The following is a 19,566-nucleotide window of genomic DNA, read 5'->3' as shown; positions in this document are numbered from 1 at the left end:
CGCACAGCCCCCCACTTCCACGACCCCGAACCTGGAGTTCCCCCATGCCCGCCGCCATCCGCCTGCGCCGCGCCGTCTCCGCGATCGCCGTCGCGAGTGCCGCAGCCGCCGTCGGTGTGTCCCCGCAGCCCGCCCACGCGGCCGCGCCCGGCTTCCAACTGCCCTTCGTCTGCGACCAGAACTGGACCGGAAGCGTCCGCGGCAACCACAATCCGCCGCTGTCCGTCGACTGGACGCGCGGTGGCCCCGGTACCACGGCCAACCAGGCCGTGCTGGCCAGCGCGAGTGGCACCGTCAGCCTGGTCTCCAGCGTGGGCAACTACGGCAACCGCGTCGTCATCGACCACGGCGGCGGTTGGCAGACCCTGTACGCGCACCTGGCCGGCTTCGCCGTCGGCCAGGGCGCGCACGTGGAGGCCGGTGACCGGATCGGCACGGTCGGCAGCACGGGAAACTCGACGGGGCCGCACCTGCACTACGAGCAGAGGCTCAACGGCACGGTGCTCCAGTCCGTGCTCAACGGCTCCGCGTTCGTCGACGGCACGACGCTCAGGAGCCGCAACTGCCCGACCACGCCCCAGCCCCCCGCCACGGACGCCGGCATGACGAACTTCGCCTCGGCCGACTTCGACGGCGACGGGAAGGTCGACCTGGCGGCGGTGGAGGCGTCCACCGGGAAGATGCTCCTGTACCCGGGAACGGGCGTCGGCACGTTCGGCCGCCCGAGTCCCATCGGCACCGGGTGGGACACGGTCGGCAATGTGACACCGGGTGACTTCAACGGCGACGGGAAGGCGGACATCGCCGCCGTCGCGACCGCCGACGGGAAGCTGTACGTCTACCCCGGCAACGGCAGCGGATCGTTCGGCGCGCCGTGGTCGGCGGGTACGGGCTGGAACAGCCTGGACAAGTTCTCGGCCGGGGACTTCAACGGTGACGGGAAGGCGGACATCGCCGCCGTCGGGACGGCGGACGGGAACCTGTACGTCTATCCGGGTACCGGGACCGGGTACTTCGCTGCGCCGATCAACGCGGGCAACGGCTGGAACGATCTGGACCGCTTCACCGGCGGGGACTTCAACGGTGACGGGAAGGCGGACATCGCGGCGGTCGGCAGGGGCGACGGCAACCTGTACGTGTTCCCGGGTACCGGCACCGGTTGGTTCGCCGCCCCGGTGAGCGCCGGCAGCGGTTGGAACATCATGCGCGACCTGATCGGTGGCGACTTCAACGCCGACGGCCGGACGGACGTCGCCGCCGTCCAGGCCCCCCAGGGATCCACCGGCGACATGTACCTCTACCCCGGCACCGGCCCGAACGCCTTCGGTAGCCGGACCGCCATCGGCACCGACTGGTAGACCTCGACGAGGCACCCGCCGCCACAGCGCGAACCCGCCGGGCCCGGGGCCCGGCGGGTTCGCGCATCACCCGGTCAGCCCCGGTGGGCGGGGAGCCAGCCGTTCTGGACGGCGCGCACGCCGGCCTCGAAGCGGCTGCGGGCGCCGAGACGTTCCATGAGGTCGGTGGCGAGGCGCCGCGCGGTGCGGGGGGAGACGCCCAGCCGCTTGGCGATGGCCTCGTCGGTGTGGCCTTCGGCGAGCAGGCGGATGCAGGCCGCCTCCTGGGCGTTGAGCCCGTGTTCGTCGCGGCTGCCCTGCTCGCCGAGCGGCTGGGCGCCGGCCCAGACGTTCTCGAACAGCGCGCACAGGGCGACGAGGGTGCCATGGCCGGTCAGGACCACGGCACCCGCGGCGGTGTCGTCGCCGCGCACCGGGATGACGGCGGTGGCACGGTCGACCAGGATCATCCGGGTCGGCAGCGAGGGCACCGTGCGCACCCGGCCGCCGCGCTCGACGAGCCAGTTCACGTACTCCACCGTGTGCGGGCTGTTGCGGACGCTGTCCAGGTAGACGGTGCGCATCCGGATCCCCCGGTCCAGCAGGTCCGCGTCCAGGGGCTTGGCGGCCTCGATGTTGGCCGGCTGCTGGGCCCCGTCGGGGGCGAAGGTCATCACCTCCTGGCGGACCTCGCGGGTCAGGGTGGCGAGGCGGTCGCGGATCCGGTCGAGCCCCACCAACTGCTCGACCCCGGGGTGGCCGGCCGCGGGGCGCAGCTGTGCGTACTCGGCGATGAGTTCGGCGGCGGCGGCGCGGGAGGCTTCGACGCGCATCTGCTGGGCGGCGAGCTCGGCCTGCTGGCGGGCCATCAGGATTTCCATGCCGATGTCGGGGGACACGGCGCGCAGTTCGCCCTGGCGTTCGGCGGAGGGCCGCAGCAGGGCGAGTTCGCTGAGCCGGTCGAGGGCGGCTCTGACCTGCTGTTCGCTCTGGCCGAGGCGGTGCGCGACGGCGGCGACGCCGTCGTCCGGATGGGCGAGCATCACGCGGTAGACGGCCTCGGCGGCGGTGTCCAGACCCAGTGCGGTCAGCACGAGTAGTCCCCCCAGGGATGTTTCGTACACACGTCCGCCGAATCATGCCACAGCGTGCTCGCCGGGTGGACGGGTCGTGGAGGAGGTCGGCCGGTTCCGGCCGTGGCCCGAACCGTCCAGGTCTGTCCCCTCCACGGGAATTGCCCGAATCGGCACGCTCGTTCCATGTACCTGGTCCATGTCTCCCTGCAGGCGCCCGCGGGCGCCGCCGAGCTGCCCGCCGACACCCGTGAGCTGCTGCTCGCCGCCGCCGTCGCCGAGGAGGGGATCGAGCACGTCAGCGTCCACGCCGGCGCCCTGCCGCACCCCGTGCTGGGGGTGTTCGTGCTCGCCGCCCGCCTGGAGGAGGCCGAGGACCGCGCGCAGGCGTTCTGCCGGCGGGCGACGGCCGTGATGCCGGGGCTCGTCGGCTGGCGGGTGCGGTGCGGCCGGGCGCCCCTCGTCGAAGCCTTCTATGAGCGGCTGCTGGACGGTCCCGGCCCCGCTGGCCGGAACGGTCCAGGGCCGATTCCGTCCACCTGAACGCCCTTCCACCTGCCCTGAGCTGCGACGAAGCTAGTGAGTGCCGCCAGGGGGCACCGCTCCCGGGCGGCGGACCGGACGAAGCGTCACCGCGGGACGCGCGCCGGATCCGGATCGCCGTCGCCCCATTCTCCTCTTCTGCCGAAGGACACCGCCATGCTTCGCTCCGCTCTTGCCAAGGCCGCCGCGGTCGCCGTTCTCGCCCTCGCCGCCGCTGCTGCGGTCTGCTCCCCGGCACTGGCCTCCGACCCCGACGGTGCCACGCCGACCGTCGGCACCACCACGGTCGTCACCACCACCGTCACCCCGCAGCCCACCGCCAGCCCGTCGGACAACATGATCTGGGGCTGACCGCCCCGGTGGTCCTGAACCGCCAGGTCATACGATTCCTCGGATGGTACGACCCCCTACCCATGAGGTGATCAAGGCGAACGGCTTCCTGCCCGGTGACCGGTGGCCCGTCGTGCGGCGCGGCGCGCGGTCCGAGGACGGCTCCTGCCGCCACCTGCTGGTGTGGGAGGCGGGCCCGGGGTGGCGGATGGTCAGCAGCGCGGTGCTCGGGGGAGGTATCGGCGAACGCGGCTGGGTGGTGAACGCCCAGGTCCGGGCCGGCTACGACCGGCTGGACCCCGACCGGCACCTGGCGGAGCTGGCGCGGGCCGAGGGGCTGCGCGGCCCGGGCGTGGGCCTGATGACCGCCGCGGAGGTCGACGACTGCACCTGGGGCGAGGACGGCGGAGCCGTCGCCGTGGTGACGACCGGCATCGGGGTACCGACCTGGGCCGCCGCGCCGGCCGCCGCGCCCGCCGCGCCCGCCGAGCCCGCCACGGCCCCCGTACCGGCACCCGCCGGGTACGTTCCCGGCACGATCAACATCCTCGCCGTCGTCCCGGCGCCGGTGACCGACGCCGGTCTCGTCAACCTGCTCGCGACCGCCACCGAGGCCAAGGTGCAGGCCCTCCTGGACGCCGGCTACGACTGCTCCGGGACGCCGTCCGACGCGGTGTGCGTGGCCGTCCGCGCGCCGGACGGGCGGCAGGCGGCCGATCCGTTCGGCGGCCCGCGCTCGCCGTGGGGCGCCCGGCTGGCCCGGGCGGTCCACCGGGCGGTCGTCGAGGGGGCGCACCGCGACCGCGAGCGGCGCGCCCAGGGGCCCGGTGCGCCGCACCCGGGACCGGCGGCGGACTGCCGCCGCGGGAACGTCCTGGCGGGCCCCGCTGCCCGGCGCCGCCCGGACGGAGCGGGGCCGGGCAACGTCACGCCCGTCGGCTGACCGGTCGTCCACGCCCGTCGGTCGCGACTCTTCGGTGAAAGTGGCAGTACTGCCAAATGGCAGGAGTGCAAACATTGGGCGACGGGATGCCGAAAGCCCGCGCCGGGCCTTGAGAACGCCCGACGGGGCGTGATTCGGTTCGGGCACGAGGGCCGCCGCGCGCCCGCCCCCACCAGCACCGCGTTCCCGAAAGGCCCCCATGAGCACGTCCCGGCCCAACATCCTGTGGACCGTCAGCGAGGACTGCCCGCCCCGCTTCGGCTGCTACGGCGACCCGCTCGCCACCACCCCCCACCTCGACGCCCTCGCCGAGCGGGGCACCCTCTTCACCCACGCCTACAGCCCCGCGCCGGTCTGCGCGCCCTCGCGCTTCGCGCTGCTCACCGGCGTCGCCGCGGAGAGCCACGGCCCCGCCCTGCACCAGCGGGCCACTCCGCCCCTCCCCGAGGGGATGGCCACCTACCCCGAACTGCTGCGCGGCCTCGGCTACTACTGCACCAACAACGCCAAGACCGACTACAACAGCGATGTGGACCCCCAGGCCCTCTGGGACGACTCCTCCCGCACCGCGCACTGGCGCAACCGGCCGGACGGCGCCCCCTTCCTCGCGGTGTTCAACTACGACCCGACGCACGAGAGCGCGGTGTTCCGCCGCGAGGAGTTCACCGTCGACCCCGCCGCCGTCCGGCTGCCCGCCTACCTGCCCGACACCCCCGAGATCCGCGGCGACCTCGCGCACTACTACCGCCACATCGCCGGTATGGACGCCTTCCTCGGCCGGCTCCTCGCCGAACTGGCGGAGGACGGCGAACTCGACAACACCGTCGTCATCCACACCTCCGACCACGGCGGCGTCAACCCCCGCTCCAAACGCTGGTGCTACGACGAGGGCCTGCACGTCCCGCTGATCGTCGCCGCCCCCGAGCGCCACGCCCACCGCTTCCCGGCCCCCGGCACCCGCGTCGACGCCGCCGTCTCCACCCTCCGCATCCCGCCCACCCTCGTCGAACTCGCCGGCGGCGCGGTGCCCGCCCACCACCAGGGCGAGAGCCTCGCCCGCACCTCCTTCGACACCGACGGCGCACTCGCCTTCTCGATGCGCGGCCGCATGGACGAGCGCCCCGACCTGATACGCACCGTCCGCGACGCCCGCTACCGCTACATCCGCAACTACCACCCGCACCGGCCCTACGGAACGCACCAGGCCTTCGGCTGGCTCGCGGCCGGCTACCGGTCCTGGGAGACCGAGCACCTCGCCGGCCGCCTCGACGGCGTCCAGGACGCCTTCTGGCACGAGAAGCCGGGCGTGGAGCTGTACGACTGCGCCGCCGACCCGGACCAGATCCACAACCTGGCCGGCGACCCGGCGTACGCCGCCGTCGAGAAGCGGCTCGACGACGCCCTGCGCGCCCACCTCCTCGCCGTCCACGACAACGGCTTCCTGCCCGAGGGCTCGCCCGCCGAGGGCTACCACGCCTCCCGCGCCGCCGACGCCTACCCCCTCGCGCGGATCCTCGACCTCGCCGACGCCGTCGGCCTGCGCGACCCCGCCAGGATCCCGGACTTCCGCACCGCGCTCACCGACCCCGACCCCACCGTCCGCCACTGGGGCGCCGTCGGCCTGCTGGCGCTGGGCACCGGCACCCTGACCGCCGAGGCCGTCGCCGCGCTGCGCACCGCCGCCAGGTACGACCCCGACCCGCAGGTGCGCATCCCGTGCGCCGAGGCGCTGGTCAAGCACACCGGCGACCCGGCGGGCGCCGCCCTGCTGGCAGCCCTCGCCGACCCCGCGCACCCGGCGACCGTCCGCCTCGCCGCCCTCAACGCCCTGACCGCGCTCGGTCCGCAGGCCGCGGCCCCGCACCGCGACGTGGTCGCCGGGACCGCCGCCGAGCCCCACGAGTACCTCGGCAACGCCGCCCGGTACCTGCTGCTGCGCATCGACGGCAGCTACACCCCGCAGAGCCTGGTCTTCGACATCGAGGCCATGATCGCCCGAGCCACCGCCGCCGGCCACCCCCTCGCCACGTGACCGGGCCGGTCCAGGACCCCGCCGCACCCCGGGCCTGCTGCGGGCCCGCCCGGACCGCCGTCACCCCCGCCACCGGGCCCGGCCCCGTCCTCCTGCCGGGCCTCCGCCCCACCGGCGGCCGCCCCCGGGAGGACACCATGGTCGACCTGGCGGGCGGTGAGTTCCTGATGGGCTCCCAGGACCCGGACGGCTTCGCCGCCGACGGCGAGGGACCGGTGCGCACCGTCCGGGTGGACCCGTTCCGCATCGACGCCCACGCCGTGTCCAACGACCGCTTCGCCGCCTTCGTCGCCGCCACCGGCCACCGTACCGAGGCCGAACGGCTCGGCTGGTCCTACGTGTTCGCCGGCTTCCTGCCCGCCGCGCTGCGCCGGGGCGCGCCGCGTCCCGACCGCACACCGTGGTGGTGCGGCGTGGCCGGCGCGGCCTGGCACGTGCCCGAGGGCCCGGGCAGCTCCCTGGCGGGGCGGGGCGACCACCCCGTGGTGCACGTCTCCTGGCACGACGCGCAGGCGTACTGCCGCTGGGCGGGCACCCGCCTGCCGACCGAGGCGGAGTGGGAGTACGCGGCGCGCGGCGGCCTGGAACAGCGCCGCTACCCGTGGGGCGACGACCTGGACCCGGACGGCGCCTACCGCTGCAACATCTGGCGGGGCACGTTCCCGGCGAAGAACACCGCGGCCGACGGCTACCGCGGCACGGCGCCGGTCGACGCGTTCGCGCCGAACGGCTTCGGCCTGTACAACGTCTCCGGCAATGTCTGGGAGTGGTGCGCCGACCGGTGGTCGACGGAACACGCCCCCGGCGCGGTGAACCCCCGGGGTCCCGCGCACGGCGGCAGCAGGGTCATCCGCGGCGGCTCGCACCTGTGCCACCGCTCCTACTGCAACCGCTACCGGGTCGGCGCCCGCACCGCGAACACCCCGGACAGCTCCAGCGGGCACACCGGCTTCCGCTGCGCGGCCGACGCCCGCTGAGGCGCCGGAGGAGCCGGGCGGCCCGCCGACGGAGTCGGCGCTCACAGGTAGCACCGCCGGTGCCGGGCGCTGCCGACGACCCGGCCGGCGCGCAGCGCGAGCTGGGCCAGCAGCGCGGCGCGCCGGTCGGCGGAGCCGAGCAGGTCGGGCGTGCGGACCAGCAGGCTCCACCAGGCGCCGGCGGCGTCGGCCAACGGCGAGGACGGCATGCCGGCGCCGGCGAAGTCGCGGTAGAGCTTGGGGTGCGAGCGCCCGTAGCCGTAGGACTGGCGGACGATGCCCGGCGCGTCGCCCCGGTGCCGGTAGTGCACGACGGCGTCGGGGGCGAAGGCCAGCGGGAACCCGGCGAGTTGGGCGCGCCAGAAGAACTCGGTGTCGTCGCCGCCGCCGCGGTAGCTCTCGTCGAAGCCGCCCAGGCGGCTCCACACCTCCTTGTGGAAACCGCAGTTGGCCCCGGCCGGGTAGGGCAGGAAGCCGAAGGTGTTCAGCAGGGCGGCGGACTTCTTCGGCGGACGCGCGGCGAGCGCCACCGGACCGTTGAGCAGCCGGCGTTCGAGGGCGCCGCCGACGGCCGGGCTGGTGCGCAGGACGTCGACCAGGCCCGCCACCCAGCCGGGGGCCACCACGTCGTCCGCGTCGCACAGCAGCACGTACTCGCCGAGGGCGAGCCGGCAGCCGATGTTGCGCGCGCGGTTGACGCCGGGGCCCTCGGGTACGGTGGCCACCCGCAGCCGCGGCATCCGGTCCTGCCAGTGCCGCAGCAGCGCGCCGGTGCCGTCGCTCGACCCGTTCTCGACGACGATGACCTCCCACGGATCCGGATAGCCCTGCCGTCCGAGGGCCGCCAGCTGGGTGGCGATCGTCGTCTCGGCGTTCCGCGCCGGGATGACGACCGAGACCAGGCCCACCGGACGGAGCCCCCTGGTCATCCGGAGCCCCGCGCGGCCGGCCGCGGCCCCCGGACGGCGCGGATCACTGCGGCGGTGTCGCGGAGGTCCGCCAGTACCGCGTCCGCCCCCGCCTCCCGCAGCTCGGCGGCGCTGCTCCCGCCCGAGGCGACGGCGACCACCCGAGCCCCGCCGACGCGTCCCGCGTGCACGTCCCGCGGGGTGTCGCCGATCAGGACGGTCGCCGCGGCGTCGAACCCGTGCCCGTACGCGGCCGCCGCGCGCCGCCGGGCCACCGGGACCAGCGCGGCCCGCTCACGCCCGTCGTCGCCGTAGGCGCCGACCGCGAGGTCCATGAACTCCGCCAGCCCGAAGAGCCCCAGCTTCCGGGCGGCGTTCGCCCGCACGTTGCCGGTCAGCACCGACTGGGCCACCTCGCGCTCCGCTCCCAGCGCCCGCAGGGTCTCGACGGCGCCGGGCAGCACCCGCCCGACGGCCCGCAGTTCGGCGGCAAGAGCGTCCAGCTGGGTGGCCAACTCGGCGTTGAGCAGCTCGGGTTCGACCTCGCCGGCGCCGTGCCGGGCGAACAGCTCGGCCATGATGTCCGGCTCGGTGCGGCCCGCGGTGGCGACGCGGTGGAGGGCCGGCCGACCGGTGAGCCGTTCGAAGGCGCGGGGGTAGACCGCCGCGCAGGCGCGGTCGCCGTCGATCAGCGTGCCGTCGATGTCCCACAGGACGAGGAGCCGCTTCACACCCGCACCGCCGCCCGTCGCCGGGGGGCGGGCCCGGCGGCGAACGGGCCGCGCTGCGCGGTGCAGGCCGCACCGTGCCGGGCGGCGAGGTCCAGCGCGTCGGCCGTGCCCGAGCCGGTGGCGAGCGCGTAGGTGAGGACGGCCGCGAAGTTGTCCCCGACGCCGTAGGTGTCCACCAGGGGGCCGGGCGCGTGGGCGGGCCGGTAGCGCCGCGGGGGCCGGCCGCAGCGGGTGAACACGCCGCCGTGCCGGCCCTCGGTGCTGACCACCAGGTCCGGCAGCGTCCGCAGCAGCGCCGGGTCGCAGCGCTCGGCCGGGTCGCAGCCGCTGCCCACCAGCGCGTCGACCCGCACCCCGGACTCCAGCACGGTGGCGAACTCGCGCGCCGTCACCACCAGCACGCCCGCCCGCCGGGCCCGGCGCAGCAGCGCCGCGTCCCCGGCGGTGAAGAACACCGCGTCGAAGGAGGCCAGTTCACCCCACGGGATCGGATCCGCGGCGGTCGGCTCCAGCCGCTCGCCCAGGGTGACGGTGGTGCGTTCACCGGACCGGTCGACCAGGCTCACCGCCGTGCGGGTCGGGCCGGACCGGGCCGCGGCCACCACCCGGACGGCGCGGCGTTCGAGCTCGGCCCGCGAGCGGCGACCGGCGTGGTCGTCGCCGAGGGCGGTGAAGAACGTGCAGCCGCCGGTCAGTTCGGCCAGCCGGACGGCCGCGACCGCGCCGCCGCCGGCCGGGCCCTGCCAGAGCCGGTTCGCATGGGTCACCTCGCCGGCGGCGGGGACCCGCTCCAGACCCGCGATCGTGGTCCACTCGACGTGCCCGACCACGGCGACCCGCGGCACGCCCGGGGGAGCCGCCGCCCCGGCGGGGCGGGTGTGTCCGTCCATCGTCCCTCGCCTCCCGCGCCGGCGGTCCTCCGCCGGTCTCGCTCCCAGCCGATCACCGCCGGCCCGGGCGCGCACTCTTTTGTACGGCTGTTGTGGGTACGTTGACGAACCATGAATGGCGGGCCCGTCGGGGCTACGCCATGATGGGACACCCGGTGCCCTGGCTCCGTGCACCGAACCCCTGGCCGCGCGGCCGTCCGCCGCTCGACGGAGGTGCCCGTGAAGGACGTAGATGCGGTTCTCTTCGATTTCGACGGGACGCTGTGGGATCCGGAGACCGAGATATTCCGCGCCCACGCGGAGATATTCCTGGAATTCGGTCACCGGCTCCCGGCAGAGGTGTGGTCGTCGCTCGTCGGCACCATCGGGTCCGATCTGTGGACGCAGCTCGAACGGGCCACCGGATGCGCGGTGGACCGCCGCGAGCTGCAGGAACGGGTCCGCCGCCGCCAGCGGGAACTGCTCGGCGGGCTCTGCGGCAGACCTGGCGTGCACCGGATCCTGGGGGCGGTCGACGCGCTGGGGATCTCCCGCGGGATCGTCAGCAACTCCACCCGGGAATGGGTCGCCCGCTACGCGCGGCAGTGCGGTCTCGCCGAGGGCTGGAGCACCGTGCAGTGCGCCGACGGGGACCGGGCCAGTGCGAAACCGGAACCGGACCTGTACGTCGCGGCGCTGGAATCGCTGGGAATTCCCGCCGAGCGGGCGGTCGCGTTCGAGGATTCGCCCAACGGCGTGCGGGCCGCGAAGAGAGCGGGAATCCGCTGCGTCGCGATACCGAACGCGATGACCGCGGAACTCGATCTCCAGGAGGCGGATCTGCGCTTCGAATCGTTCGAGCAGGTCGATCTGCCAGGAATTATCGGAGGAACACCGATGCGACAGGCCAGCCCGGCGGCAGGCGCCGCTGCACCGAAGGCCCCGTCCGGCGCGGACGCGTCCGGCGAGGACACCGCGCTCCGGCACTACTACTACCTGCCGGACGACCTGCGGGTGGTCCGGGGCGAGGGCGTGTACCTCTACGCCGACGACGGCCGGCGCTACCTCGACTGCTCCTCGGGGACGTTCAACCTGAGCCTGGGCTACGCGCACCCCGAGATCGTGGAGGCGGTCCGCGAACAGGCGGGCCGGCTCATCCACGTCACCTCCAAGTTCCAGACCGACCCGCTGAACGCGCTGGTGGCGAAGCTGGCCGAGGTCTCGCCGGCGAACCTCACCCGGGTGCACCTGAAGTCGGCGAGCGGCTCCGACGCCAACGAGGGCGCCGTCAAGATCGCCCAGGTGCACACCGGCAAGTCCGACGTGGTCACCCTCTTCCGCGGCCACCTCGGCCAGACCCTCGGCATGATCGGGGCCTCCGGCGCCGCGTTCCGGCGCGCGCCCTTCCCCTCCCACCTGCCCGGCGTCGTGCACGTCCCCGACCCGCACTGCCTGCGCTGCTTCTACCGGCAGGAGCGGGCCACCTGCGGGCTGCTCTGCGTCGAGCGGATCAACGACTTCATCGACTACGCGAGCACCGGCCGGGTGGCCTGCGTGGTGCTGGAGCCGATCAGCGGCAACGGCGGCAACGTCGTGCCGCCGGACGGCTACCTGCGGGCGCTCAAGGACCTCTGCGAGGAACGCGGCATCCTGCTGGTCTTCGACGAGATCCAGACCGGGTTCGGGCGCACCGGCCGGATGTTCGCCGCCGACCACTTCGGTGTCTCCCCGCACCTGATGACCTTCGGCAAGGGCCTCGGCGGCGCCGGGATGCCGATCGCCGGCATCCTGACCGAGGAGCGGTTGACCGGGGTGGAGGGGCACCACATCAACTCGACCTTCGGCGGCAACGTGCTGGCCGCCGCGGCCGCGCTGAAGACCCTGGAGGTCATCGGCCGCCCCGGCTTCCTGGAGAACGTGCGGGACGTCGGCGCGTACGTGCTGGAGCGGCTGCGCGGCCTGGCCCGCAAGGTGCCGTTCGTCCGGGAGGTCCGCGGCGTCGGGCTGATGATCGGCATCGACGTCGTCGACCGCGAGGGGCGGCCCGACCCCGGGCTCACCAACCACCTCGCCGAACGCGGCATGGACCACGGACTGCTGCTGCGGACCTCGCTGTACGGGCACGGCAACGTGCTGAAGGTCCGCCCGGCACTGGTCATGACCCGTCAGGAGGCGGACGAGATGTGCGACCTGTTGGAACGGCTCTTCCTGTCGGTGCCGTCATGAGGGGCCTCGTCCAGGAGCTGTCCGGGCGGATCCGGACAGCCGTGCGCGAGGGACTGCACGAGGTCGGCAGCCGCTACGTGGCCGGAACGGCGAAGGGCGGCGACGCGGAGTTCCCCGTCGACGTGCTCGCCGAGCGGGCCGCCTGGGACTTCCTGCGGGAGCGCGGCGAGCCGGTGGCCGTCTACACCGAGAGCGAGGGGCTGCGCACCATCGGCCGCGCACCCGGGTACGTGCTGATCATCGACCCCATCGACGGCACCCGCGGCGCCGCCGCCGACCTGGAGATGGCCTGCGTCTCCATCGCCGCGGCCCCCTTCACCGAGGCGCCCGTCATCGGCGACATCCGGTACGCGATGCTCCAGGAGATCAAGACCGGCCACTGGCTGTACGCCGACGCCCACGGCACCGGGATCGAGTCCGGAGGCCACCCCGTGCCGGTGCCCCGGCTGTCCGCCGCCACCGAGCCCGAGCGGATGTTCTGGTCGCTGGAGTTCAACGGCCACCCGGCGGCGCTGATGACCGGCGCCTACGGCCACCTGATCGACGCCTCGGCCAACACCGGCGGCGTGTACGTGTTCAACAGCGCCTCCTTCTCCATCTCCCGCATCATCACCGGCCAGATGGACGCCTACGTCGACATCGGCAACCGGCTTCTGCGCGACCGTCCGGCCACCGAGGCGGACTTCCGCCGGGTCGGCCACGGCAGCATCCTGCACCTGTTCCCGTACGACATCGCGGCGTCGGTGTACCTGGCGGAACGCGCCGGCGTCACCATCACCGACGCCTACGGCAAGCCGCTGCACGACACCCTGCTGCTGGACATCGGCCCGCTGAACCAGCGCTCCTGCATCGCCGCCTGCACCCCCCAGCTGCACGCGGCGCTGATCGACTCGATCCGCTGGTAGGAGGCGGCCGCCGTGACCGACCACCGGCACGTCACCCCGCCCCGCCCGCCCGGCGGATGGACCGACGCGGCGGCCCTGGCGGCCGTTGCCGACACCCTCGGCCTCACCGTCGGGGCCGAGATCCTGGACGGCGGCTCCCCGGCCCGGGTCCACCGGGCCACCGGCCCCGCCGGCGAGGAGCTGGTGGTCAAGGTCCTGGTGCCCGCGCCGGGCGCGGTGGACGGTCACGACCTGGCCTCCTTCCGCCAGAAGCTGCGCCAGATCGACCTGCTGCGCACCGTCGCCCCGCGGCTGGCCGCCCACTACCTGCCGGTCCTGCACGTCCTCGACGGCGACGGCTGGGCGGCCTGCACCACGCCGTTCTACGATTCGGTGGACCTGGCGGCACCGCTGCGGGAGTCGCCGCAGGGCACCCGGGAGTTCTTCCGCCGCTACCCGGCCGTCCTCCAGGCCCTGGTCCTGGACGGCTACGCGGCGCGCTCCCACCCCGCCCCCGCCGCCCACCTCGCGGACGTCGTCGTGGGCCGCTTCCTGCGGCGGCTGCCCCTGCTCGCCCGGGCCCTGCCTGCGGAGCTGATGGCCGCCGAGCGCCTCACCGTCAACGGCGTGCAGTGCCGGGCCCCGCACCTGGTCCTGGAACGGCTGGCCCGCCGGCTGGCGCGACTGGCTCCGGCCCGCCTGATGGCCCCCGCCCACGGCGACGCCAACACCCGCAACGTCCTGCTCTCCACCGGCCCGGGTACGGCGGCCGCGGACTTCCGCCTCATCGACCCGCGCGGCTCCGTCGAGCCCTGGGACCCGGTCTACGACCTGGCGAAGACGCTCTTCAGCCTCAGCGTCTGGGACCCCGCCCTGCGCACCGGCTTCACGGTGCGCCGCAGCGCGCGGCACGGCTACCGGGTGGGCTTCCGGCAGCCGGTGTTCCCCGGCTACCGCGCGGCGATCCACGCCTTCCTGCCCCACCTGGCCGCCCACGGGGGCCTGGCGGGCCTGTTCCGGGAGGATCCGCTGTGGTGGGAGCGGCTGCTGCTGACCCACGACCTGCACGTCCTGGCCGAGGCGCCGTGCCGCCTCTCCGACCGCAAACCCAAGCCCGACCTGCGGGGCGGCAACTCCACCCCCGCCGAGCTCGCCCTCGGCCACTACCTCCTCGGCACCCTGCTGATCAACGACCTCGCCGCCCAACTCGCCCGCCCCACCGGCGTGGACCCCACGGCCCACCTCGCCCTGGTGACCGACCTGCCTCACTAGGCGGACCCGCCGCCGGGTGTGCGGCCGGCCTGCGGGCCGCGGCCGTTCTCGGTGAAGCCCGGGCGGCGGGTGTGCTCCCCTCTCGTCGGGTGGCACGGGGAGCGTGGGGGACAGGACCGGCCGTGTGGTGCCCTACTCGGGTGTGCCGCCGGTGTTCGACGACCGGACCAGGGACGCCTGCATCGTGGTGCCGGGCATCGTGGGCAGCGTCCTGCGGGACACCGCGACCGGCCGCCCGCTGTGGGGCGTGCCGGACGATCCCCCGCACACCCCCGCATCACCTCCGGAAGCACCGTGAACAGGACTCCCTCCCCGACCGCCGGGCCGACGCCTACCCCGCCAGATGGGCGAGGGCGGTGTCGAGGCCGGGGCCCAGGAGGGGGTGGCGGGTGCTGCGGAGGACGAGGTGCGGTGGGCGGGGGCAGTCGGCGTGGGGTCGGGGGCCCCGGGTGGGGAGGACCCGGGTGGGCAGGTGGAGGGCCCGCTGGACGCGGGACATCAGCTCGAAGCGGGTCACCACGTCGGCGCCGCCGTAGTGCAGGACGCCCGTGTGGTGCCACAGGCGGGTCAGGGCCGGGCCGATGCTGGGGAGGTAGACGGGGGCGCAGACCAGGTCGGTGCGGGCGGGGGTGGTCGGTGCGGCCAGGCGGGACAGGAAGGTGTTCGCCCAGGGGCCGCGCCCGAAGACCAGGGGGAGCCGGACGACCAGATGGCCGCCCTCGGCGAGCAGCAGGTCCTCGGCGGCGGCCTTGGTGCGCCCGTAGACGTTGACGGGGGAGGGCGGGTCGGCCTCGGTGTACCGGGGGCGGGTGCCGTCGAAGACGTTGTCGCTGGACAGCAGGACCAGCTTCGCCGCCGTACCGCGCAGGGCGTCCAGCAGCACCTCGACGGGGCGGACGTTGAGGCGGTGGGCCAGGGCCGGGTCGGCCTCGGCGGCCTCCAGGGGAACCAGGCCGGCCGCGTGGACGACGAGGTCGAAGCCGTCGGCCGCGAGCGCCGCCAGCCGGGTCTCGTCGCGCAGGTCCAGCCGGACCAGGCCCGGCACCGGGCGGGTGGCGTACGTGCCGACCACCGGGTGACGGGGGGCCAGGTGGCTCCAGAGGCCGCCGCCCACGAACCCCGACGCGCCGAGCAGCAGGATCCTCGGGCCGGAGTCCGGCGGTGCTTCCCACCCGCTCGGCCGACCATATCGGTTCATAACGGACACCCTATGGCAGGGTTGGGGCACGAACCGGTGGGAGGCAGCGATGAAGGCCGTCGTGTTCGAGGACGTGGGCCTGCCCGGCCTCCACGATCGTGCGGTCCCCTCCGTCGGCGCGGGCGAGGTCCTGGTCAGGGTGGCGGCCACCGGCATCTGCGGGACGGACCGGGCGATCCTGCTGGGCGAGTTCCCCGCCCGGCGGGGGGTGGTGCTGGGGCACGAGGCGGTCGGCACGGTGGCGGCGGTCGGGGCGGGCGTCGGCTCGTCGGCGCCGGGCGACCGGGTGGTGATCAACCCGACGTACCACTGCGACCGCTGCCGTACCTGCCGGCGCGGGCTGCCGGCCCACTGCGGGGCGAAGGAGGGTCGCGAGGTCGGCGTCGACCGGGACGGGACGATGGCCGAGTTCGCCGTGGTGCCCGAGCGTTTCGTCCACCGGCTGCCCGCCTCGGTGTCCTACCGGCGGGGCGCCCTGGTGGAGCCGCTCGCCTGCGTGCTGAACAACCTGGCGGCGGCCCGGCCGCGCTGGGACGACCGGGTGCTCGTCGTCGGCGCGGGCCCGATCGGGGCGCTGTGCGCGCTGGTCCTGGCCCGGCGCGGCGCCAGGGTCACGCTGGCCGAGCGCGATCCGGGCCGGGTGGCCCTCGCCCGCGAGCTGCTGCCGCCCACGGTCCTGGTGCTGGCCGCCGGCGAGGCGGCCGGGGCGGGCGCGCCCGACGTGGCCGTCGACACCACCGGGTCGCTGCCGGGTGACGTCCTCGCCGCGATGGCGCCCGGGGGCACCGTCGTGGTGATGGGCGAGAAGGAGGCCGGTGTCGCCACCGTGCCGCTGCGGTCCCTGGTGACCAGGGGGATCCGGCTGGTGGGGGCGGGACCGTACCGCCCGGCGGACTTCGAACTGGCGGTGGAGCTCGCGACGGAACTGCCGCTGGAGGACCTGGTGACCCATGTGCTGCCGCTCGACCGGTACGCCGAGGCCCTCGCGATGCTGGCCGTCGCGCCGACCGGGCCGGGCCGGCCGGCGGCGGACGGATACCGCGCGATGAAGGTCCTGCTCGCCGCGGACGGGGCCCTCGCCCCATGACGCCCCGCTTCCTGGACGGCACGCTGTGGCTCGACGGGCGGCCCCGGTTCCTGATCACCGGCGAGTACCCCTACTACCGTGACCACCACGGGCGCTGGGCGGCCAAGTTGGCGGCCATCCGCGAGGCCGGGATCGAGGTGGTGACCTGCTACGTCCCCTGGCGGCACCACGAGATCGCCGACGGCGACGGCCTGCGGTGGTGCTTCGACGGGGACGGCAACCGCGATCTGGGCGGTTTCCTGGACCTGGTCGCGGCGGCCGGACTGCTCGCCGTGGTGAAGCCCGGCCCCTTCGTCCACGCCGAACTGCCCTTCGGCGGGCTGCCCGACCGGGTCAGCCCCACGTTCGACCCGGCCAGGCCCGCCGCCCGCTCCGCCGACGGCCGGCGGCTGCCCTGCCAGCAGTACGCCCTGCCCTCGGCCCTGGACCCGGGCTTCCTCGCGGACGCGACCGGCTGGCTGCGCGCCGTCGGCCGCTTCCTGCGGCCGTTCGCGCATCCGCACGGGCCGGTCGTCGCCGCCCAGATCGGCAACGAGGGGCACTACGGGGAGAGCGCCCTGCCGATCGACGCGCTCGACTACTCGGCGCCCGGCGCCGAGGCCTTCGCCCGCCACGCACCCGGCGTGGACCCGCCCACCCGGGCGGAGGACCGGCTCTCCGCCGACGGGCTGCGCTCGCTGGTCGGCTGGGGGCGGTGGTCGGCCGAGGTGCTGGCCACCGGGATGGCGGGGCTGGCCGAGGCCTTCGGTCCCCACCTGCCCGCCTTCACCACCCACGCGCCGCCCGCCAGGGCCGACCGGGTCCCCGGCCGGGAGGCCGGGCGCCATGACGCCTGGCTGGCCAGGAACCGGGTCGGCGGTGCGACCGCGTTGCCCCGCGCCCACACCGGCTGGACGGGCAACGTGCTCGCCGACGAGGAGGCCCTGGTCAACCACGTGCTGGCGGCCAAGGCCGGACCGGGCCCCCACATCGAGGAGAACTGGGGGCTCCGCTGGGCGGAGGAGGGCTGCGCCTTCCCGGTGGTGCCGGTCCATCACACCCTGCTCGGCGTGGCCTGCGGGGCGACCGGCATCAGCGTCTACCCGGCCTGCGCCACCGAGGGCTGGGGCGGGCACCTCGCGGTGGACCGCGGCTGGCTGGCGGCGACGGGCGGCGACCCCGTGCCGTTCGCCCCGCCGTACGGCGACGCCGCCCCGATCCGGCTCGACGCGGGGCCCGGCCCGGCCTTCGCGGCGGTACGGGTGCTGACCCACTTCCTGGCCGGGCGCCAGGACGCGCTGGCCGTCTCCCGCGCCGAGCCCGGCGTGTGCTGGGGCGTCCACCCGCCCTACGCGGCCGTCGGCGCGTGGGACCGGACGGGGAACGGGGACCGGCCCGTGCCCTCGGCCGCGCGCACCCTGGTCCCCTTCGTCGCCCACTGCCTGCGGCGCAACCTGCCCTTCCGGCTGGCCGAACTCACCGGCCGCACGGCCCTCGACCCCTCCGCCGGGCCGCTGGTCGCCGTCTCCGGCCGCTTCATGGAGCGCGCCCTGCAACGGCGGCTCGCCGCCTTCGCCGAGCACGGCGGAGCACTGCTCCTGGTGGGCGAACCACCCCTGCTGGACGAGGACCTGGAACCCTGCGCCGAGCTGGCCGAGGCGGTGCGGCGGTGCCGGACCGGCCGGGTGCGCACGGCGCCCCTCGCCGGGCAGCCCCTCGGAGCGGCCGTGGAGAGCTGGCTGCGCGACCTCCCCGGCCCGCGGGCCCGGCCGGGACCCTGGATCGAACTGCGCCGGACCACCGCCGACCCCGAGGAGGCGCTCGTCTTCCTCTTCAACCGCTCCGACGCCCCGCTGCGGGCCCGCACCGCGTGCGGCGGACAGCTCGTGACGGCGGACCTGGTCGGGGGCGGCTGCGCCGTCGTCCAGGTGTCGGGCGGACGGCTCGGGGCCTGCTACGTGAAGGGCCTGAACGAGCGGACCGGCGCCCGGCTGCCGGTCCGGGTCCGGGTCGGCGACGACCTGCTGAGGTCCGACCGGCCGTGCGACCTGTCCGCCCTCAGGGAGCCGGGCGGCTTCGCCGTGCGGACCGACGCGGCGCCCGGCGGGGCCGGCGTCCTCCTGCCGGAGGCGCCGTGACCGAGGCCCCGGCCGAGGCGGTCGGCATCGACGTCGGCGGCACCAAGATCGCGGCGGTCCGGGTGACGGCCGACGGCGAGGTCGCGGCGCGCGCCCGCTGCGCCACGCCGCGCCGTACGGCGGACGGGCTGGTCGCCGCCGTCGCCGGCCTGGTGGCGCGGGTGCGCGGCGAGCGGACCGCGGCGGTCGGCGTCGGGCTGCCGGGCATGGTCGACGCCCGGACCGGGGCGCTGGCCTTCGCCCCCGGCCTGGAGTTCGCGCGCGCCCCGCTGCGGGACCTGATCGCGGACGCCGTCGGACTCCCGGTGGTGACGGACAACGACGCCAACGCCGCCGCGTGGGCCGAGTACCGGCTCGGGGCGGGGCGGGGGCACGAGCACCTGGTGCTGGTGACGCTGGGCACGGGCCTGGGGTGCGGGGTGGTGGTCGCCGGGCGGCTGCTGCACGGCGCGCACGGCTTCGCCGCCGAGGCCAGCCACCTGACCGTCGAACCCGGCGGCCCGCTGTGCGAGTGCGGGCGGTACGGGTGCTGGGGCGTCGCGGCGCACGGCGTCGCCATCGCGGGACTCGGCCGCCAGGCCGCGGCGGCCCGCCCGGCCTCCCTGCTCGGCCGGCTGATCGGTGAGGGCGGGTCGGACGCCGGAGAGGCCGTCACCGAGGCCGCGCTCGGCGGCGACGAGCGGGCGCTGGAGATCCTGGACCGGGTGGGAACGCTCACGGGCGTCGGCCTCGCCGCCCTGGCCAACCTGTTCGACCCCGCCGTGATGATCGTCGGCGGCGGTCCGGTGTCGGCGGGGGAACTGCTGCTCGCACCGGCGCGCGCCGAGTTCGCCCGCCGGCTGTACGCGGCCGGCGACCGCCCGCCCGTGCCCGTGCGCGCGGCCCGCTTCGCCAACGACGCCGGGGCGGTCGGCGCGGCGCTGCTGGCCGTCGACCGCGCGCGGTGACGCCCGCGGCCGGCCGGCCGAAGGGTGCTCAGCGGCCCCGCACCGGCCGGGGCGTGGCGGGGTCGGCGAGCAGGGCGGCGGCGGTGCGGAGC

The 19,566-nt window shown here is 75.5% G+C and carries 18 protein-coding genes; 13 read left to right on the top strand and 5 right to left on the bottom strand.

What is annotated here, in order from left to right; genetic code table 11:
- The first annotated feature begins 44 nt into the window (after nt 1–44).
- On the top strand, nt 45–1,358 hold the full coding sequence (locus ACFVFS_RS11780) for an FG-GAP-like repeat-containing protein (RefSeq protein WP_380622847.1): 1,314 nt from the start codon (nt 45–47) through the stop codon (nt 1,356–1,358).
- A 74-nt stretch (nt 1,359–1,432) separates the two neighbouring features.
- Here ACFVFS_RS11780 and ACFVFS_RS11775 read toward each other — a convergent pair whose 3' ends face one another.
- Nucleotides 1,433–2,431: a helix-turn-helix domain-containing protein gene (locus tag ACFVFS_RS11775; RefSeq protein ID WP_380622845.1), complete on the bottom strand. Its 999-nt coding sequence runs from the start codon at nt 2,429–2,431 to the stop codon at nt 1,433–1,435.
- Nucleotides 2,432–2,596: 165 nt separating this feature from the next.
- On the opposite strand from ACFVFS_RS11775, the gene ACFVFS_RS11770 reads away from it, so the two are divergent.
- The 5 genes from ACFVFS_RS11770 to ACFVFS_RS11750 all read left to right on the top strand — a co-directional run bounded on the left by ACFVFS_RS11770 (nt 2,597) and on the right by ACFVFS_RS11750 (nt 7,235).
- Nucleotides 2,597–2,953, top strand: a complete 357-nt coding sequence (locus tag ACFVFS_RS11770; protein WP_380622843.1) for a hypothetical protein — start codon at nt 2,597–2,599, stop codon at nt 2,951–2,953.
- Nucleotides 2,954–3,109: 156 nt separating this feature from the next.
- Nucleotides 3,110–3,304, top strand: coding sequence for a hypothetical protein (locus ACFVFS_RS11765; protein ID WP_380622842.1), 195 nt, complete (start codon nt 3,110–3,112; stop codon nt 3,302–3,304).
- Nucleotides 3,305–3,347: 43 nt separating this feature from the next.
- Nucleotides 3,348–4,226, top strand: coding sequence for an adenosylcobinamide amidohydrolase (locus ACFVFS_RS11760; RefSeq protein WP_380622840.1), 879 nt, complete (start codon nt 3,348–3,350; stop codon nt 4,224–4,226).
- A 199-nt stretch (nt 4,227–4,425) separates the two neighbouring features.
- Nucleotides 4,426–6,258, top strand: coding sequence for a sulfatase-like hydrolase/transferase (locus ACFVFS_RS11755; protein ID WP_380622838.1), 1,833 nt, complete (start codon nt 4,426–4,428; stop codon nt 6,256–6,258).
- The gene (locus ACFVFS_RS11750) at nt 6,255–7,235 is read left to right on the top strand and encodes a formylglycine-generating enzyme family protein (protein WP_380622836.1); all 981 of its coding nucleotides are present in this window, start codon (nt 6,255–6,257) and stop codon (nt 7,233–7,235) included. Before ACFVFS_RS11755 ends, ACFVFS_RS11750 begins: the two co-directional genes overlap by 4 nt.
- 41 nt (nt 7,236–7,276) lie before the next feature.
- Here ACFVFS_RS11750 and ACFVFS_RS11745 read toward each other — a convergent pair whose 3' ends face one another.
- From ACFVFS_RS11745 to ACFVFS_RS11735, 3 genes are read right to left on the bottom strand one after another with little or no spacing between them, the layout of a single operon-like run.
- Nucleotides 7,277–8,164 (bottom strand): glycosyltransferase family 2 protein, encoded by an 888-nt coding sequence (locus ACFVFS_RS11745; RefSeq protein WP_380622834.1) that lies wholly within the window; start codon nt 8,162–8,164, stop codon nt 7,277–7,279.
- Nucleotides 8,161–8,874 carry an HAD family hydrolase gene (locus ACFVFS_RS11740; RefSeq protein ID WP_380622832.1) on the bottom strand — a complete coding sequence of 238 codons (714 nt, stop codon included), beginning with the start codon at nt 8,872–8,874 and terminating at the stop codon, nt 8,161–8,163. The genes ACFVFS_RS11745 and ACFVFS_RS11740 overlap by 4 nt, the downstream gene beginning before the upstream one ends.
- Complete coding sequence (locus ACFVFS_RS11735) at nt 8,871–9,764, bottom strand: PfkB family carbohydrate kinase (protein ID WP_380622830.1); 894 nt, start codon at nt 9,762–9,764, stop codon at nt 8,871–8,873. The genes ACFVFS_RS11740 and ACFVFS_RS11735 overlap by 4 nt, the downstream gene beginning before the upstream one ends.
- Before the next feature lie 219 nt (nt 9,765–9,983).
- Here ACFVFS_RS11735 and ACFVFS_RS11730 point away from each other — a divergent pair, with 219 nt between their 5' ends.
- The 4 genes from ACFVFS_RS11730 to ACFVFS_RS11715 all read left to right on the top strand — a co-directional run bounded on the left by ACFVFS_RS11730 (nt 9,984) and on the right by ACFVFS_RS11715 (nt 14,423).
- Nucleotides 9,984–11,969, top strand: coding sequence for an aminotransferase class III-fold pyridoxal phosphate-dependent enzyme (locus ACFVFS_RS11730; RefSeq protein ID WP_380622828.1), 1,986 nt, complete (start codon nt 9,984–9,986; stop codon nt 11,967–11,969).
- Entirely contained in the window at nt 11,966–12,874 is a 909-nt protein-coding gene (locus ACFVFS_RS11725; RefSeq protein WP_380622826.1) for an inositol monophosphatase family protein, read from the top strand. The genes ACFVFS_RS11730 and ACFVFS_RS11725 overlap by 4 nt, the downstream gene beginning before the upstream one ends.
- 12 nt (nt 12,875–12,886) lie before the next feature.
- Nucleotides 12,887–14,125 (top strand): phosphotransferase, encoded by a 1,239-nt coding sequence (locus ACFVFS_RS11720; RefSeq protein ID WP_380622824.1) that lies wholly within the window; start codon nt 12,887–12,889, stop codon nt 14,123–14,125.
- Between the two features lie 124 nt (nt 14,126–14,249).
- Nucleotides 14,250–14,423 (top strand): hypothetical protein, encoded by a 174-nt coding sequence (locus ACFVFS_RS11715; protein ID WP_380622822.1) that lies wholly within the window; start codon nt 14,250–14,252, stop codon nt 14,421–14,423.
- A 33-nt stretch (nt 14,424–14,456) separates the two neighbouring features.
- Here ACFVFS_RS11715 and ACFVFS_RS11710 read toward each other — a convergent pair whose 3' ends face one another.
- A complete protein-coding gene (locus ACFVFS_RS11710) occupies nt 14,457–15,323 on the bottom strand; it encodes an SDR family oxidoreductase (protein ID WP_380622820.1) in 867 nt (288 codons plus the stop codon).
- Between the two features lie 49 nt (nt 15,324–15,372).
- Here ACFVFS_RS11710 and ACFVFS_RS11705 point away from each other — a divergent pair, with 49 nt between their 5' ends.
- The 3 genes from ACFVFS_RS11705 to ACFVFS_RS11695 are packed head-to-tail and all read left to right on the top strand — an operon-like array spanning nt 15,373 to nt 19,474.
- Nucleotides 15,373–16,410 (top strand): zinc-binding dehydrogenase, encoded by a 1,038-nt coding sequence (locus tag ACFVFS_RS11705; RefSeq protein ID WP_380622818.1) that lies wholly within the window; start codon nt 15,373–15,375, stop codon nt 16,408–16,410.
- Nucleotides 16,407–18,527 carry a beta-galactosidase gene (locus ACFVFS_RS11700; RefSeq protein WP_380622816.1) on the top strand — a complete coding sequence of 707 codons (2,121 nt, stop codon included), beginning with the start codon at nt 16,407–16,409 and terminating at the stop codon, nt 18,525–18,527. Before ACFVFS_RS11705 ends, ACFVFS_RS11700 begins: the two co-directional genes overlap by 4 nt.
- Nucleotides 18,524–19,474, top strand: a complete 951-nt coding sequence (locus tag ACFVFS_RS11695; protein WP_380622814.1) for an ROK family protein — start codon at nt 18,524–18,526, stop codon at nt 19,472–19,474. The genes ACFVFS_RS11700 and ACFVFS_RS11695 overlap by 4 nt, the downstream gene beginning before the upstream one ends.
- Nucleotides 19,475–19,566: the final 92 nt, after the last annotated feature.

This window comes from Kitasatospora sp. NPDC057692, from assembly GCF_042799475.1.
Taxonomy (GTDB): Bacteria; Actinomycetota; Actinomycetes; order Streptomycetales; family Streptomycetaceae; genus Kitasatospora.
The sequence above is the reverse complement of the archived record's forward strand: the minus strand, read 5'-3'. Positions and strand labels throughout refer to the sequence as shown.

What these genes read in the sequence shown, in the direction of transcription:
- ACFVFS_RS11700 (WP_380622816.1), top strand. Translation starts at nt 16,407, where the DNA reads ATGACGCCCCGCTTCCTGGACGGCACGCTGTGGCTCGACGGGCGGCCC.
- ACFVFS_RS11745 (WP_380622834.1), bottom strand. Translation starts at nt 8,164, where the DNA reads ATGACCAGGGGGCTCCGTCCGGTGGGCCTGGTCTCGGTCGTCATCCCG.
- ACFVFS_RS11770 (WP_380622843.1), top strand. Translation starts at nt 2,597, where the DNA reads ATGTACCTGGTCCATGTCTCCCTGCAGGCGCCCGCGGGCGCCGCCGAG.
- ACFVFS_RS11780 (WP_380622847.1), top strand. Translation starts at nt 45, where the DNA reads ATGCCCGCCGCCATCCGCCTGCGCCGCGCCGTCTCCGCGATCGCCGTC.
- ACFVFS_RS11705 (WP_380622818.1), top strand. Translation starts at nt 15,373, where the DNA reads ATGAAGGCCGTCGTGTTCGAGGACGTGGGCCTGCCCGGCCTCCACGAT.
- ACFVFS_RS11725 (WP_380622826.1), top strand. Translation starts at nt 11,966, where the DNA reads ATGAGGGGCCTCGTCCAGGAGCTGTCCGGGCGGATCCGGACAGCCGTG.
- ACFVFS_RS11755 (WP_380622838.1), top strand. Translation starts at nt 4,426, where the DNA reads ATGAGCACGTCCCGGCCCAACATCCTGTGGACCGTCAGCGAGGACTGC.
- ACFVFS_RS11760 (WP_380622840.1), top strand. Translation starts at nt 3,348, where the DNA reads ATGGTACGACCCCCTACCCATGAGGTGATCAAGGCGAACGGCTTCCTG.
- ACFVFS_RS11735 (WP_380622830.1), bottom strand. Translation starts at nt 9,764, where the DNA reads ATGGACGGACACACCCGCCCCGCCGGGGCGGCGGCTCCCCCGGGCGTG.
- ACFVFS_RS11765 (WP_380622842.1), top strand. Translation starts at nt 3,110, where the DNA reads ATGCTTCGCTCCGCTCTTGCCAAGGCCGCCGCGGTCGCCGTTCTCGCC.
- ACFVFS_RS11710 (WP_380622820.1), bottom strand. Translation starts at nt 15,323, where the DNA reads ATGAACCGATATGGTCGGCCGAGCGGGTGGGAAGCACCGCCGGACTCC.